The sequence below is a fragment of the Mucilaginibacter sp. SG564 genome (genome assembly GCF_013149275.1).
GTDB lineage: Bacteria > Bacteroidota > Bacteroidia > Sphingobacteriales > Sphingobacteriaceae > Mucilaginibacter.
On sequence record NZ_JABGNA010000007.1, the window covers coordinates 400,349 to 417,206 of the forward strand.

General features: G+C 42.8%; 14 protein-coding genes. 9 read left to right on the plus strand and 5 right to left on the minus strand.

Translation table 11 applies throughout. The features are described 5' to 3' along the window. The first annotated feature begins 10 nt into the window (after positions 1–10). From FHW89_RS18260 to FHW89_RS18270, 3 genes are read left to right on the plus strand one after another with little or no spacing between them, the layout of a single operon-like run. Positions 11–847: a sulfite exporter TauE/SafE family protein gene (locus FHW89_RS18260; protein WP_172336543.1), complete on the plus strand. Its 837-nt coding sequence runs from the start codon at positions 11–13 to the stop codon at positions 845–847. A 6-nt stretch (positions 848–853) separates the two neighbouring features. After that, positions 854–1,255: a DUF1634 domain-containing protein gene (locus FHW89_RS18265; protein ID WP_253952266.1), complete on the plus strand. Its 402-nt coding sequence runs from the start codon at positions 854–856 to the stop codon at positions 1,253–1,255. 58 nt (positions 1,256–1,313) lie between these two features. Then, on the plus strand, positions 1,314–1,529 hold the full coding sequence (locus tag FHW89_RS18270) for a KTSC domain-containing protein (RefSeq protein ID WP_172336478.1): 216 nt from the start codon (positions 1,314–1,316) through the stop codon (positions 1,527–1,529). Here FHW89_RS18270 and FHW89_RS18275 read toward each other — a convergent pair whose 3' ends face one another. Continuing rightward, positions 1,530–3,881: an outer membrane beta-barrel family protein gene (locus FHW89_RS18275; RefSeq protein ID WP_172336479.1), complete on the minus strand. Its 2,352-nt coding sequence runs from the start codon at positions 3,879–3,881 to the stop codon at positions 1,530–1,532. It abuts the gene before it with no gap. Between the two features lie 376 nt (positions 3,882–4,257). On the opposite strand from FHW89_RS18275, the gene FHW89_RS18280 reads away from it, so the two are divergent. Next, the gene (locus FHW89_RS18280) at positions 4,258–5,577 is read left to right on the plus strand and encodes a serine aminopeptidase domain-containing protein (RefSeq protein WP_172336480.1); all 1,320 of its coding nucleotides are present in this window, start codon (positions 4,258–4,260) and stop codon (positions 5,575–5,577) included. A gap of 594 nt (positions 5,578–6,171) precedes the next feature. On the opposite strand, the gene FHW89_RS18285 is transcribed toward FHW89_RS18280, so the two are convergent. Continuing rightward, on the minus strand, positions 6,172–6,639 hold the full coding sequence (locus FHW89_RS18285; RefSeq protein ID WP_172336481.1) for a DinB family protein: 468 nt from the start codon (positions 6,637–6,639) through the stop codon (positions 6,172–6,174). Positions 6,640–6,829: 190 nt separating this feature from the next. Here FHW89_RS18285 and FHW89_RS18290 point away from each other — a divergent pair, with 190 nt between their 5' ends. Next, positions 6,830–8,623, plus strand: a complete 1,794-nt coding sequence (locus tag FHW89_RS18290) for a DUF885 domain-containing protein (protein ID WP_371742466.1) — start codon at positions 6,830–6,832, stop codon at positions 8,621–8,623. 218 nt (positions 8,624–8,841) lie between these two features. Here the strand turns inward: FHW89_RS18290 and FHW89_RS18295 are convergent, their stop codons facing one another. Then, positions 8,842–9,099: a hypothetical protein gene (locus FHW89_RS18295; RefSeq protein ID WP_172336482.1), complete on the minus strand. Its 258-nt coding sequence runs from the start codon at positions 9,097–9,099 to the stop codon at positions 8,842–8,844. A gap of 142 nt (positions 9,100–9,241) precedes the next feature. On the opposite strand from FHW89_RS18295, the gene FHW89_RS18300 reads away from it, so the two are divergent. Further along, complete coding sequence (locus FHW89_RS18300) at positions 9,242–10,162, plus strand: DUF6263 family protein (protein WP_172336483.1); 921 nt, start codon at positions 9,242–9,244, stop codon at positions 10,160–10,162. A gap of 204 nt (positions 10,163–10,366) precedes the next feature. On the opposite strand, the gene FHW89_RS18305 is transcribed toward FHW89_RS18300, so the two are convergent. Further along, entirely contained in the window at positions 10,367–10,726 is a 360-nt protein-coding gene (locus tag FHW89_RS18305) for a hypothetical protein (protein WP_172336484.1), read from the minus strand. 8 nt (positions 10,727–10,734) lie between these two features. Then, positions 10,735–11,349: a TNT domain-containing protein gene (locus FHW89_RS18310; RefSeq protein ID WP_172336485.1), complete on the minus strand. Its 615-nt coding sequence runs from the start codon at positions 11,347–11,349 to the stop codon at positions 10,735–10,737. 418 nt (positions 11,350–11,767) lie between these two features. On the opposite strand from FHW89_RS18310, the gene ligA reads away from it, so the two are divergent. The 3 genes from ligA (at position 11,768) to FHW89_RS18325 (ending at position 16,724) form a co-directional block, all read left to right on the plus strand. Then, entirely contained in the window at positions 11,768–13,783 is a 2,016-nt protein-coding gene (ligA, locus tag FHW89_RS18315; protein WP_172336486.1) for an NAD-dependent DNA ligase LigA, read from the plus strand. Positions 13,784–13,921: 138 nt separating this feature from the next. After that, positions 13,922–14,149, plus strand: a complete 228-nt coding sequence (locus tag FHW89_RS18320) for a hypothetical protein (protein WP_172336487.1) — start codon at positions 13,922–13,924, stop codon at positions 14,147–14,149. Positions 14,150–14,270: 121 nt separating this feature from the next. Continuing rightward, positions 14,271–16,724, plus strand: a complete 2,454-nt coding sequence (locus tag FHW89_RS18325) for a DUF5686 and carboxypeptidase regulatory-like domain-containing protein (RefSeq protein WP_172336488.1) — start codon at positions 14,271–14,273, stop codon at positions 16,722–16,724. The last annotated feature ends 134 nt before the right edge of the window (positions 16,725–16,858 follow it).

The window sequence follows — 16,858 nt, forward strand, 5'->3', positions numbered from 1 at the left end:
ACTGCAAATGATGTCGGTAATTGTATTAACGCTTATCCTGTTTATCGGCTCGTATTTTGCGGGTTTATTAGGCTCCTTAACCGGTTTGGGCGGTGGTTTTGTGATCATCCCATTACTTACCCTGGTATTGCATGTTGATATTCATTATGCCATCGGTGCTTCACTGGTATCTGTGATCGCTACATCGTCGGGTTCGGCCGCGGCTTATGTTAAAGAAGGTATCACCAATATCAGGCTGGGCATGTTCCTGGAAATTGCCACTACAGCCGGTGCTATGGTAGGCGCCCTCATCGCGGTTTATATCCCTACCAATTTCATCGCTATTTTGTTCGGCATTATCCTAATCACATCGGCTATTATGTCCTTACGCAAAAAAGCCGAACTAATAAATCAGGAGAAAAACCTGTTGGCCGAAAAATTAAAACTCAACAGCAGCTTCCCTACACCCAACGGCCCTGTAAACTACACTGTAAAAAATGTAGGCGGTGGCTTCTTCATGATGGGTTTTGCCGGGATAATATCTGGCTTGCTGGGTATAGGCTCGGGAGCATTAAAAGTTTTGGCGATGGATACCATTATGCGAATACCATTTAAAGTATCCACCACTACCAGTAACTTTATGATAGGCGTTACCGCGGCGGCAAGTGCTGTTGTTTATTTACAGCGCGGATATATTGATCCGGGCCTGTCTATGCCTGTGGCTATTGGTGTATTACTCGGTGCTTTAAGCGGATCAAAAATATTGGTTCACACCAACTCATCGGGCTGGTTACGCTGGGTGTTTGCTGTAGTAGTGACCTTTTTGGCAGTGCAAATGATATATAATGGATTCATCGGAAAAATATAAAACTAAATGAACAAGCAACCAATGAGTCAAAAAACATTTAGAGATACCGATATGCAGGCTGTTATCGGCTGGATATTACGGCTCGGCGTGTTGCTTTCTATGAGCATTATTTTCATCGGTGGTGTCATCTATCTTTACAGGCACGGTCAGGCTATTGCCAATTACCACACATTTAAAGGCATTCCCGATTTTGTACATAATATCCATGGCATACTAAACGGTATCATTACCTTCAGGGGGCAAGCTATTATACAAGCTGGTATTATTCTACTTATCGCCACTCCTATTATCCGGGTAATATTTTCGGCCATAGGCTTTGTGCTCGAAAAAGACTATCTGTATATCGGCATTACCATACTGGTTCTGCTCATTATTATGGCGAGCATGCTTAGTGGCCACGCCGGTTAATATTGTACAAATAACAATTAATTAAAACTTTTTTTAGCCCGCTTATATTATAACATATATGCAACGGCAAGTAGTTGAATCATCGGCACTTAACAGCATGGGCTATGACCCCTCAAGCAAAATACTGGAATTAGAGTTCAGGGATAGCGGCGACGTATGGCAGTATTTTGGATTTCCGGTTACAGCCTATCGAAAGTTCATCAGTGCCGATTCCCTTGGCAATTATTTTGTTACTAAAATCAAAGGCAAATATCCCGAGTTACGCGTCAGGTAATTAATTATTACCATTGGTGCGCCGTTGTTCATCATCGCTACCGGTTGTATGCTTACTGGCCGATTTAACAGAGGTTTTACCAAAACGATAACTGAAGTTGATCATCACCCTGCGGGTTTCTCTTTTGTCGAGACCCGTAAGATCAATATTCTGGTACTGTACCTTATATCGATACCGGTCGCTGTTAAAAATATCAATAACGCTTAGTTTTAAATTACCGCGTTTATTCAATATCTGCTTACCTAGCCCTGCGTTTACCCTATACTGTTGTTTAAGTTCATTAATTCCGTAAAGAGTTGGCGATTCATACATGCCAGATAATTCGGCTGTAACCGTGCTGCTTAATGTAAAGTTTTGTGTAGTATTAAAAATAACATCCTGCATTCCCCGGTTAAAATTACCGTATATAGCATAGGATTTATAACGTTGATACATCGCATCCAGGCTAAAATTGCCACTCCACCAGTTATTAAACTGAACCGGCGCGTAAAATGTTGCTCCATAAACGAATACCCTGCCAAAGTTTCGCTTGATGGCTATATTAACCTTTGACGAATCATCTTGTTCATATACCGGGAAGTCATAAATATCATTAGTTACATTATAATACAAGGTGGTTATAAATTTATCATTATAGGTATGTGATAGTTGTATCGAGTTGGTGTACTCCGGTTTTAAGTTAGGATTACCTGAATTATAGTCATACAGGTCGGTATAATACAAAAACGGATTAATATCCTGATAATTAGGCCGCTCAATACCACGATTATAACTCAGGCCTAATACATTTTTTTTATCTACCGTATAACTGAATTGTAATTGCGGGAACAGATTAAAATAGCTATTCATATTGTTTACCGCGCTGCTTTTATCAATTCCGGATGAATTGCCTTTGGTGTTTGTTTTTTCGCCCCGCAGGCCAGCAGTAATATCCAGCTTCCCTATTTTACCTATATAATTTAAATAAGCCGCACTTACTATCTCGGTATAAATAAAACGATTGGTATAGTCTGGATCGGGTTGGTAGTTATTATTTACCAGGGGGCCAAATACCATGTTGTTATTACTTTGCACATGATTATATTTCACACCAGCCTCCAGTCTGGAAGTTTTTGAAAGGGGATTCACATAATCAATCTTCCCTGTCCATATATGAATATCAGACGGGGAAAGATTTTCCAATTGTAACGAATCGCGGTATTTTACACCGGCCGGGGTATAAAAATTATTGGTTATATATTCGTTGGAGTGACGGCGATAGGTTGAATAATTTACATCAGCTGATAGTTTTTTTCCGGTTTTATCCAGCGTACCATTATAGTTGATATTGTAATTTAAAAAGCTGCTCCCCCTGTCTAATTTCGATTTGGCAATAATCACCGAATCGAGCCGCTTTTGATTGGATATCTTCAGATCATTATCTTTCAAAAAATCATCTTCGCGCACCACCCCGCTCACCAGCACCCCGATAGTTTGTTTGGACGAAATAGCATAATCGGCCCCAAGCCTGAAATTATGATTATAGTTTTTTTGAATATTATTATAATCAACGTTATAATTACTTAAAATATCGTTATAAATAATATTCCTGTTAGTGTTAATATACCTGTTGGTTTTGTTATCATCAAAGATATAATTGCCAAAAATATTAAGTTTAGCCGAGCGATTGTTAAAGGAAATGCCCGCCCGGCTTTTGTAATATTTACCATAGCCGCCACCCAGGTTAATGGATCCATTGGTGCCGATATTGGTACCCTTTTTGGAAATAATATTAATGATTCCTCCGCCCGACGCGTCATATTTTGCCGACGTACTGCTGATCATTTCTATCTGGTCGATGGTACTGCTTTGTATACTGCGCAATAGGTTCACCAGGTCATCGCCGGTTAAGTTGGTTGGTTTGCCATCAATGGTGACCAGGGCTGCCTGTCTGCCGCTAATGATCAGGGCTTCATTACTGCTGTTAACATGTACTCCCGGCGATTGCCGTAAAATATCATAGGCTGAGTTTCCTTCGGCAGTTAAACTGCTCTGTACATTAAGTACTATTTTCCCGGGTTTTACTTCAATATAAGGCTTTTTGGCTATTATTTTAACTTCCTGTAACTGATTGTTTATCCGTTTCAGCAATATATTATCGGCAATTATATTTTGCCCCTCTAAAATTTTATATGGTTTTGAATAAACTTTACTACAGCCTATGCTGGTGGCTAAAATAAGGTATGTATTCTGGGCGATATTAGCAAAACCATATTTACCGGCCGCATCCACCAAACCCGACTGCACTACCGATGAGTCTGCAGCATTTAATAAAACCACGGTAGCAGCGTCAGCTGCCTCGTTGGTATCCATCAGAACTTTGCCCTGTATTGCTGAAAGTTTTGTTTGCCCGTAAGAAAAAAAACACATCCCGACCAAAAATGCCGAGAATAAGCCCCCAAATAAAACCTTCATTAATAAGTAGTGTAGAAATTTTCTATAATCTTCAAGCTAATATTATATTGTACTGCAATATAGTAACAATATATTCAACCATATAAATCACATATTGATAATTTTACGATATCTAAATAATAAATGTTTCCGCTATTTTATTTTTTTAATTTAGCGGTTACCTGCAAACGTTATCTTTTTTAGATAAACATCTATAGTCAATTAAGTTAAAAACAATCAATTTTTATTTAATTTCGGCCCAACAGACCACCATACTGTTTTGATTACCATAAACATGAAGAAAGTAAGCCTTTTTATCCTGATCATCTGTTTTTTTACAATCGGTACCATAGCGGCGGCACAACCGGCACCCGCTAATTATGCCATCGCTTTAAATAAGTTTAAACGGTTGTATAATGCCGGGCAAACCGACAGCATATTTAGTATGTTCAGTACCGAAATGAAAACGGCTTTACCTGCAGAACAGTTCAGGACTACCACCCAGCAGTTAAGATCACAGATAGGCAACCTTACCGATGCTGATTTTGTAAAATATGAAGCCCCATTGGCTTCTTATAAAGCTACTTTTCAAAAAGGAACCTTTTTATTGAATCTTTCTGTAAACTCACAAACACAGTTTACCGGTTTGCTTTTAAAACCTTACCAGGCTCCCGCAACAGAAGCTGCTCAGGCAGTAGCTACCCCAACTTTACCTGCAGATCCATCCGTAACAGAATCTCCGGTAACCTTGAAAACCTTTTCAGGCTCTATTTCTGGCACATTAGCTATGCCAAAGAATGCTGCCGACAAAATACCTGTCGTGCTGATCATAGCCGGTTCGGGCCCTACTGATCGTGACGGCAACAGCCCAAAATTGGGTTTAGCCAGCAACGCCTATAAAATGATAGCCAATGAACTGGGCAAAAATGGCTTTGCTTCCCTGCGTTATGACAAACGCCTGGTTGGCCAAAGCGTAAGCTCCACCAAGGAGAATGAGCTTCGCTTTGAAGATTATGTAGACGATGCCGTAGGCCTGATCAACATGCTGAATGACGACCAGCGCTTTTCAAAGATCATTATCCTGGGCCACAGCGAAGGATCATTGGTTGGTATGATGGCTGCTAACGGTCAGCCTGTCAAAGCGTTCATTTCTGTAGCTGGCGCCGGTGATTCGGCTGATAAGATCATGACCGAGCAAATGAAATCAAAAGGTGCCCTGATATCTGATGGTTTTAACCGCATGCTGGATAGTTTGAAAAGAGGCAAAACAACCGACAATATCGATCCATCCCTGTATCCCTACGCCCGGCCAAGTATACAAAAGTACCTGATGTCGTGGTTCAGGTATAACCCTATCCGCGAAATCAAAAAGATAAAAATACCTATCCTCATTCTTCAGGGTACAACGGATTTGCAGGTGACCGTATCCGATGCCGAAAAATTAAAGAAAGCGAAATCAGATGCCATACTTGACATCATCCCGGGCATGAACCACATCATGAAAGATGCCCCGGCCGATAGGGATAAAAATATAGCCACCTACAACGAACCCGAGCTACCACTAAAATCCGAATTTGTAAAAGCCTTGATCAGCTTTTTAAATAAGCAGAAGTAAACTGTAAAATTAACCGTTGCAAAAACTTTTTAAACCTCGTTTTTTAACAAATTTCTGCACAAAAACAGGGAAAAAAGCGGCAAAATTTTATCAAAATCATCGATTTTAACACTTTTTAACAAATTACAACTGTGTTTTGATAAGTTTAAAAAACTTTAAAAAGTATTAAATAACTAACTTTCAAACAACAACATACAAAGCAGTCGATTTTTGACGCATTTTGTCTTTAACCAAACAGCCCGGTTCTCTGATCAAAGAGAACCGGGCTGTCGATTTATATAAATATACGAAATTTGGGGCAAAAGTAAAAATCTTAATAAGATCAAACACCGAATTCTGAATATTCAACACAGAAGTATCACCCTCATTATTCTATATCCAACATTTCATGTTCGATATTCAAATTTAACTCCCGCTGCCTGTGTCCTCACAGGAAGCTTGTATTTAAATTGCCTGTGAGGACACAGGCAATGGAGAAATAGTATCAGACAACGAACTTCGAATCTCCAACACCCGAAGCTTTTTTATCATTCGATATTCAACATCCCATGTTCGATATTAAATAAAATTCCCCCTTCAGGGGGGTTAGAGAGCTCACCACGCGCCCAACAACCTTCTGATCATGACAATCTCGGCCACATGGTAAGCCTCATGATCGGCAGCCTGTAAAACTTCGCGCAGAATGGTTTGCCCATCGCCATACGGTATTTTGCTGAACAGATCACCTGTTTTGATCAGATCTATAAATTCTGCCCGGTCAAGTTCTATCTGTTTTATTGATTTTTCCCAGGCCTCATCGCTTTTAGGGGCGGTTTCTTTGGGCCAGTAATCATCGGGCCAATTGGGCGACTCATGGCTGCCATCCTTACTAAACTCCAGCATATCCCACTGGGCAATACGGATATGCTCAACCAGTTGCCAGATACTGTAAGGCAGCTTATCTGGCTTTACTCCTCTTAAATTTGCCGGTAAGCCTTTCAGCGCCCGGTCAAGATCGGCATGGGCATTGCCCCCGTTCAGCAGGTGCAGCAGTTCGTTTATTAATATGTCCGTTGTATTCATCGTATAACTTCTCCTAAATCCTCTCCAAAGGAGAGGGCTTTGATTTGCATGTCTCTTTTTTTATATTTCTAAAGCCCCTCTCCCTCGGAGAAGGGTTGGGGTAAGGTTAAAGTAACAAATTAATCTACGGTTTGATTTATTTGCGTTAAATGTTTTAAGTTTATCGTGCATTATTAAATCATTTTATCCCGTGATCATAAAAAATATATTCGTAAGGCTGGCTTTGGCCGTTATTATTTTCCTGGTTGCTTTTACCGGCTGTAAAAAAGATATGGGCGGTGGCGGCAGCGGCGCCCTGTTAGGTAAGGACGACGCGGCTTTTACCACTTATGAAAACTCCTTCCTGGAGCATTTATGGAAACTGAACCCCGACTGGGCAACTTCGGTAGGCTATCATAAGTACGATAGCTTATTGTACATCCCCAGCGAACAAAGCCGGAGCAAAATGCTGGAGTTTGTAAAATTCCAGATCGATTCGCTAAGTCGCTTTGAGGTGAACACACTTAACGAGAGCAACCGGATTGATTATAAAATAATGCAAAACCAGCTGGATTATACTCAATGGCAAATTGAACGCCTCAAATCATACGAGTGGGATCCATCGTCATATAACGTTATCAGTACCTTCGCCTATATGCTCAATGAGCATTATGCTCCCCTCACAAAGCGTATGCGCAACTTTTATCAGCGGCTGGCCAATGTCCCTGCTTATTACAAAGAGGCGCAGAAACAAATTAAAAACCCGGTTGCCGAACTTACTTCGCTAGCCATTGAACAAAACCTGGGCGGGCTTGATGTGATCGATAAAGATTTTGCCGACTCGCTCAAAAAAACAGATATACCTAAAGCCGAAAGAAAACTGATGACCGATCGTGCCGCGCTTGCCGTGCAGGCCATCAAAGGTTATACCGATTGGCTCAAGGCTTTAAAAAACGATCACCCACGCAGCTTTCGCCTGGGGAAAGATCTGTATGAAGATAAATTTAAATACGAAAACGTAGCTGCCAGCAACGGGCAGCAAACCTATAACGCGGCCATGCAGCGTAAAAAATACCTGCACAGCCAGATGGCCAAAATAAGTCGCGATCTGTGGCCAAAATACTTTGGAAGCAAAGCGATGCCTGGTGATACGTTAACACTCATCAGGGCCATGATTGATACCCTCTCGTCCAAACACGTGAAGCCTAATGATTTTCAGTCGGCCATTGTGCAGTTGATCCCCAAATTAAAAGATTTTGTAAAAACCAAGGACCTGCTTACACTTGATCCTACCAAGCCACTCATTATACGCAAAGAACCCGGTTATATGGCTGGTGTGGCGGGTGCTTCCATGAGCGGCCCCGGCCCGTATGATAAAAATGGCAACTCGTATTACAACGTGGGCAGCCTGGCCGGCTGGAGCCCAGAGAAAGCAGAAAGCTATTTGCGCGAGTACAACCAGTATATCATCCAGATACTGAGCATCCATGAGGCTGTACCGGGGCATTATGTACAGGGTGTTTACGCCAATAAAGCGCCAAGCATCATCAAATCGGTATTTGGTAATGGCGCCATGAACGAGGGCTGGGCGGTATACTCCGAGGAAATGATGCTGGATAACGGTTACGGCAACAACGAGCCCGAAATGAGGCTGATGTGGTATAAGTGGCACCTGCGCTCGGTTTGTAACACCATATTGGATTACAGCGTGCACAGCAGCGACATGACGAGGGAACAGGCCATCAAATTACTAACCGCCGAAGCATTTCAGCAGCAGGCCGAAGCCGAAGGTAAATGGAAAAGGGTTAGCGTGAGCAGCGTGCAGCTCACCAGCTACTACACCGGCTACAAAGAGATCATTGACTTGCGCGATGCCTACAAAATAAAAATGGGCGATAAATATAAACTGAAAGACTTTAACGAAAAATTCCTGAGCTACGGCAGCGCCCCGGTTAAGTTTATCAAAGAAGCCATGCTGGCCAAACCGCCGGCGAGTAAGAATTGATTGCCCCTTTTGTCATGCTGAACGTAGTGAAGCATCTATTGTACGCTGTGCATATTGAAGAAGATCCTTCGCTATCGCTCAGGATGACAACTGTTTTAGTGGAGCCGCCAATGTTGGTATACACTCCTAAAAAAAGAGATAGCCCATGAATAATAAAAACTCATGGACTATGAACCATAAGCCATCACCCATGAACTATCAAATTCTTGTATGCTTTACTATGCGTAATGATTTTCGTAATAACGTATGATCTGATGCTCCAGCTGGGCTAATACATTATTTTCCAGCTTGCCCTGGCAGCAAACCAAATTATGCTTGCTTTTTTCCAGATCAACCTCTGCAATAACTTTACCCTGATCAACCACGCGGAATCGTCCTGCTTCATTTGGTAAAACGGCTACAATGCGTTCATCGTCCTTAAAATCGATCAACACATGAAACTGGTGTTGTGGTATAAATGCTATTGGCTGTAACATAAAAACCCCCTTTCCGTTGTTAAAATATACTAATGAAATATAAAGAGCATTGATTACTATAAAGTTAACGAAATTACTTTTAAATAATTGTTATGTTTTGCTGCAATTTTTTGTAATAACTTTAGCCTGCAATAAATACACTATGAAATATCTTTTCAGCCTGCTTTTAATCCTTGGCATAAATCTGTCATCACAAGCGCAAAAAATAAAACTCGCCCTGCACCTGTTGAAAGGCAATACCTACAATATGGTTACCAACACCACATCGGCCATTAAGCAAACCGTTAACGGGATGGATAACCATATCGAGATCAATATTAGCGGCACCACCTCGTTCAAAGTATTGAATGCCGATGATTCGCTGTATTATATGGAGGTTAACTATAAAAGCCTGGCCCTAAAAATGCAGCTCCCCAACGGTCCGGTGAACTATGATTCGAAGAAAAATGATCCGAACGATTTTATGTCGGGTATCCTGGCCGGCCTGGTCAACAAACCTTTTACCGCGACATTTACCAAAAGCGGCCGGGTAAAGTCGGTGGAGAATGTGGAGAACATGATCTCGTCGGTACTGGATAGTTTTCCGCAGGTTCAGGGTCCGCAGAAAGAGCAGATTAAGGCCCAGTTTCTGCAATCTTTTGGCGCCAAAGCCATCAAAGGCAGCATTGAACTGGCGATAGCCGTTCTTCCCGAAACACCGGTAGCTAAAAACGATAAGTGGACCATTAACACCAGCCTGGAAAGCGCCATGTCGGCCAAGGTAAGTACGGTTTATCAATTAACCGATATCAGCCCAACCAGCTATGTAATTCATGGCGAAGGAAAACTGGCTACCAACGCCACCGACGATTTTAAAAGGGTAGGCGATATGCCCATGAAATATAACATGACCGGCACTATGACCGCCGATATTAAGGCCGATAAGGTTACTGGCTGGATCAGCGAATCAAAAAGCAAACAGGTGATCAGCGGTACAGTGGATATCAAAGACAACCCCAAAGTACCGGGCGGTGTCAGCTTCCCGATGAGCGTGGTCAATGAATCGGTAACGACGGATAAGTAATGGTTTAAGCTCTATAAACAAGCCCTTGCAGGATTACCTGCAAGGGCTTGTTTATATAAAACGGATGTCATGCTGAGCTCCGTCGAAGCATGGAGGGCTGGCCTCTGCGCGCGCGCCTTCGACAAGCTCAAGGTGACAGACCCTTTTTTCCTCCCATACCCTCAGGCTCCCTTTCTGGAGACCCTGAGGTTCGCAGGTCAGGTTTTACTTAATCACCCACACCCCTTCCAGGTACAGCTTATAGCGCGTTGGCTGAAACTCGCCGTAGGCAAAAACAACTACGGTTTTACCTCTTTTGAAATAATACAGCTTCAGGTTATCGCTGCCCCGGTATTGGTGTAAAAAGCCACCATCGGGTGTAAAATCACCGGTTTTGATGATCGATTCAAAATCATCATCGCCGATAACGCTGCGCAGATCCTCAAAATCATGTTTAACAGCATCATCAAATGCAATGGCGTCGCCAAGGTCTGTTTCGGCATCCGGTTGGAAGGAACGGGACACAACATCCTGCTCGGCTCCATCAAAGATCAGTGATCCTATCTTTTCATATTTTGTGATCATGGCTTGTGTTATTTAGTTTTTTGCTCCTTGATGTATCCTTCTTTTTTAAGATCATTAATGATATATGGTGTCTCGAACTGAACACCTAAACCCGGTTTACCGAACCATGGTATAATTACACCCCGCCTTACATTAGGTATAGGTTTTATAATTTTATAAACCCGGTAAGGCGAATTTAGTGTTTTATCTGGTAAAGCGCGCTTCGGAAAAGGTACGCCTGTTCTGGATACAAATGTACCACGATCCTGGAACACGCTGTCGGCATCAAAGTAGCCTCCGTAGCGGTCAATGAGTATCCCGGCAGGCAAGGTTATAACTTTCAGATCGACCGCGCCGCGGTTTGGCGGCCAGCCGCCATTGAGACTGTTAGCGGTAAAAAACTGTTCGAGTTTGGCCCACTTTTCTTGTTTCCAAAGCATCCAGGCGGTGTCGGCTAAGGGCTTCTTGGTACTGTCAGCAAAGTCTGATACCGATTTTACAAAATCATCATAACTGATGCCCCTTACTTTGGCATTTTTTGCAGGGACTTTGGCTTGCTGTGCGGGATGTTTTTTGGCTACCTGGGCCTGTGCCAGGAAAGGCATCAGGAAAACCGCCAGGAGCAGTAGTCTAATTTGTTTCATTGGTGCTTTGGTTTAAGTTAAATAATAATTAAACAAGTCGCAATTATTGCGCAAAACGAAATTAAACATTTAACATTAAGCAATAATTGAACTTTTTATTCATTTTGTATGGGTTGAAAACAGCGTTTAAGTCGGCTCACCTTATCTGCGCTTTGCTGGACAGCCCTTCTTCGCCTGCGGAGGAAAGAGGGTGGAAAAAAACAGGTTTGTCATGCTGAACGCAGTGAAACATCTATTATTGAACTTTTCAATTGTAGAATAGATCCTTCGTTCCTCAGGATGACAAAAATCCCCCTTTCCGCCACAGGCGAAGAAGGAATATTGTCGGGGGTGAGTCTACCCCGTACTAATTTGAATTTCACTATGGAGTTTATAGTTTGTAAACTATGGAATAAAGTAATTTCTTAACTTCGCATCTATGTCACCAGCGGAAGCCAAAAACCAGATCAAGGCCTTAACAACCGAGTTAAAACAGCACAACTACAACTACTATGTGCTGGCCATGCCTACCATTGCCGATTTTGATTTTGATAAAAAATTAGAACAGCTGAACAAGCTGGAAAAGGAGTTCCCGGAATTTGCAGATCCGGATTCACCCACGCAAAAAGTTGGTGGCGACATTACTAAAGAGTTTGTGACCTACCGTCACCGCTGGCCCATGCTATCATTAGGCAACACTTATAACGAACAGGAACTGCTTGATTTTGATCAGCGCATCCGCAAGGCTATTGGCGATAATTTTGAGTATGTATGCGAGCTGAAGTTTGATGGCCTGTCCATGAGTTTAACTTATGAGGATGGTAAGCTGACGCGCGCCGTAACCCGTGGCGACGGTGTACAGGGCGACGAGGTAACCACTAACGTGCGCACCATTAATACCATACCCAAACGCCTGCATGAGGGTACCGACTACCCAAGCTACTTTGACATACGCGGCGAAGTTTTTATGCACCGTAAAGCCTTTGAGCGCCTCAATAATGAACGTTTGGAGAGCGGCGAAGTTGCGTATGCCAATCCACGTAACTTTGCATCTGGCACCATTAAAATGCAGGATTCGGCCGAGGTTGCTAAACGCCCGCTGGATTGTTTCCTATATTTCCTGTATACAGAAAAACTTGTATTTCAAACCCACTGGGAAAGCCTGCAGGCAGTTAAAAGCTGGGGGTTCCATACCAATGAGCATAGTCGCCTTTGCGGTAATATTGATGAGGTGTTTGAGTTTATAACCAAATGGGATAAGGACCGCTTTGGCCTGAGCTATGATATCGACGGTATTGTGATCAAGGTAAATAACTATTCGCAGCAGCAGGAGCTTGGCTTTACAGCCAAATCGCCGCGCTGGGCCATAGCCTATAAATTTAAAGCCGAGCGAGTAGAAACCGAACTGTTGAGCGTAAGCTATCAGGTTGGCCGCACGGGTGCGGTTACACCGGTGGCTAATTTAAAACCGGTATTGCTGGCCGGTACCACAGTTAAACGGGCCACTTTGCACAATGCCAACGAGATTATCCGACTGGATCTGCACGAAGGCGATACCGTTTTTGTGGAAAAAGGCGGCGAGATCATCCCGAAGATTATCAGCGTAAACCCCGAGAAAAGGGCGCAGAATGCTGTGCCTGTAGTATATCGTACTACCTGCCCTGCCTGTGATACCCCATTGGAGCGCAAGGAAGGCGAGGCCGCTTTTTATTGCCCAAATGATGAGGGCTGTCCACCGCAAATTGTGGGTAAAATGCAGCATTTTATCGGCCGTAAAGCTATGGATATTGACGGCTTGGGCGATGAGACCATAGAAACCCTGTATTCACGCGGGTTTATTAGTCATATCAGCGATATTTATAAGCTGCATGAGCATGCCGATGAGCTAAAAAAGATGGATCGCTTTGGCGATAAATCCATCACCAACATGCTGGATGGTATCGAAAAATCCAAACAAATGCCTTTTGAAAAAGTGCTGTTTGGCCTCGGTATCCGCTATATTGGCGAAACGGTTGCCAAAAAACTGGCCATCCACTTTAAATCTATCGACGGACTAATGGCTGCTACCACGGAAGAGCTGGTAACCGCCGATGAAATTGGCGAGCGCATAGCCCAAAGCATTATTGACTATTTTGCAGATGAAAAACACCGGGAAGAAATTGAAAAATTAAAAGCCCTGGGACTGCAATTTGTAGTGGAGATAAAAGAAGTAAAACTGGCCAGCGAAAAACTGAGCGGGCAAAGCTTCATCATATCAGGTGTGTTTGAAAAATTCTCCCGCGATGAACTGAAGGATATGATAGAGCAGAATGGCGGTAAAATTCTGAGCAGCATATCGTCCAAACTCAGCTATGTGGTTGCCGGCGACAATATGGGGCCAGCCAAACTGGAGAAAGCGCAAAAGCTAAATATCCCCATCATCAGCGATGATGAATTATTGGCTATGATAGGCTAATTTTGTTAAAACTTTACCCATAGTTATTGGTTTATAAAATAAGATTGGTATATAATTAGCTTTTATTCAACATAATAAACGCTGATTATATATTTTTTTCGTAATTTCATTAACCATTACCAATAAGAGCCAGTCATCATGGGAGCCATCATTCCTATACAGGAAAATTTTTTTTGCGAACCCTGCAAAGACTGCGGTGCCAGACCAATTATTGAACAAATAAAAGGAGCATTTACCGTTCGTTGCCCAAATGACAAAACCCACTATAAAACCAAACTTGGCCTGGTAAATATTGAAGACTGGAACCTGAAAAATAAAACGTATCCTCCCCTGGGCAATACAAAAAATCCACAAAAGGCATCCTGATCAATCATTCCCTATCGGAACCTCCGTATTATTTTTATTTTTTAGATTTCACATTATTTAACAAAACTGTGTTGTAACATTTAGTAATTAAGCTTCATCTTAGTACAAACTACCTTACTACATGAAATTTACATTACTATCTATCTTGCTTTTTATATCGGGGATTCCTGTATTTGCCCAGCAACTTACCATCAGTGGTAAAATAACCGATGAGCAAAACAAACCAGTTCCTTTCGCATCCATTTATATCAAAAATACTTCTAAAGGCACCTCGGCCAATAGCGAGGGCGTGTATCAGCTGCAACTAAGCGCAGGCAATTACGAACTACAATACAAAGCGGTTGGCTATGGACAGCAAAGTCGCAAGGTAAACCTTACTGCTAACCAGGTGATCAACATCTCGCTCCCAACCGAAACTTACCAGCTTAAATCGGTAGCCATTCATGCCGGCAGCGAAGATCCTGCCTATGCTATTATCCGCAAGGCCATCAAAAAACGCAAAACTTATTTAAACGAGGTTAAAGCCTACACTTGTGATATTTATATCAAAGGCCTGCAAAAGCTATTAGCCGCACCCAAAAAGTTCCTGGGCTTTGATGTACAAAAAGCCACCAACGAGGCTGGTCTCGACTCCAACCGTACGGGGATTGTTTATCTGTCCGAATCCGAATCAAAATACAGTTTTGTACGCCCCAACAAGGTACATGAAGTGCAGGTATCCTCCAAAGTATCGGGCCAAAACAGGGCATTCAGTTTTAACCGGGCATCAGATATGGCGGTTAATTTTTATGAGAATTTCGAAACCTGGGACGGCCTGAGCAACCGCCCGCTGGTATCGCCTATTGCCGACAATGCCCTGTTCTATTATAACTATAAATGGATGGGCCTCACTGTTGAGAACGGCGAAACCATCAATAAAATACAGGTAACCCCCAAGCGCGCGCATGACCCTTGTTTTGAAGGCTACATTTATATACTGGATGATAGCTGGCGATTATCGGCCCTGCAGTTGTTCATCACCAAAAAGGCCAATATCAATCTGGTTGATACCCTTAAGGTGAACCAGCAATTTTATCCCGTTAATAATACCGCATGGATGCCTGCCAGTGTTAAGTTTGAATTCACCGGCGGCTTGTTGGGTTTCCGTGTGGGCGGATATTATATTTCGATATATAAGAATTATGATCTGGAACCAAATTTTGCGAAAACCAACTTTGCCGAGGTTTTGCACATTGATAAAGGCACCAACAAAGATTCGACCTATTGGAACCAGCAGCGCCCCATCCCACTCACCGGTGAAGAACAAATCGACTATATCAACAAGGGCAAACTCGCCCGCAAACGCGAGTCGAAACAATATCTCGATTCGTTGGATAAAGCCAATAATGAGGTAAAACCCCTGGGTGTATTGGTTACCGGTGTTGATGTACGCAACCGTTATAAAAAAGAAACTTTCCATTATGATGGATTATTGGGTTCGGCGCTTTACAATACCGTAGAAGGTTTTGCTATCAACTACGGCTTATCCTACACCAAAGTGATCGATACGCTTAATCACCGTTCGCTTGCGCTGGACGGGCATGTGCGTTACGGCTTTTCCAATCATTTACTCAACGGTACCGCAGGCGCGGCTATACCCATAGGCCAACGATTCACATTAGGCATCCGCGGCGGATCTGACATTACCGACCTCAACAACCAGCAACCGGTTTCTACCCTGGTTAACTCTTTGTATACCTTGTTTGAGCGGCAAAACTACCAGAAGCTTTATCAAAAACAATTTGCATCGGCTTCCTTTTCCGGTCGTGTTGTGGGTGGATGGCTGGCCAGCGCAACGGTAGAATGGGCCAACCGTAAATCACTGACTAACAGCACTACCTACAGCTTTTTTAGTCCGCAAAATCACCAGTTTACCTCCAATAACCCGTTAAGCCCGGCGCAGGATAGTCCCTTGTTCCCGGAGAACCAATCGTTCAAAATAGCTTTGCGTACCAGCTATAATTTTAGCGATCAGTATGAAACTTACCCATCAGGTCGCAGGTACCTGCCATCAAAATATCCTACCATCGGGATAAATTATACCAAGGGGATAAAAAACGTACTGGGATCTGATGTAGATTATGCCCTGCTGAGTGCCGATATATCCAAATCAAACATCGATATGGGCTTTTACGGCAAAACCTCCTTTTTTATAGGCGCGGGCAAATTTCTGAACGCCAATAAATTATACTTCCCCGATTATAAACACTTTGACGGCAACCAGTTATTAGTCTATACCCCGGGCATCAACCGGTTCCTGCTGCTGGATTATTATAATTTCAGCACACCTGATAAATATGCCGAAGGTCACCTGGAACACAATTTCATGGGTTTTATCACCAATAAGATACCGATCATCCGCAAGTTAAAGCTGCAAGAAATTGTCGACGTAAATTATCTGTACACCCCTACCCTTAAAAATTATACCGAACTGGGTTTCGGTCTGCAATATTTAAATATCAGGCTGATGTACGGCAAATCATTCAACAGCGGCAGCAATACCAATTCGGCAGTAAGACTGGGGGTTTCTTTTTAGTGAGTGTGAGTGTGAGAAAAAATAAAGGCCCGGTTTTACCAGGCTTTTATTTTTATCATTTTTTCTTTTCCTGTCAGCAGAACAGCTTCGGGCGAAAGCGGGCAGAACAATGGTAGACTGTGCGGCTGCGGGGC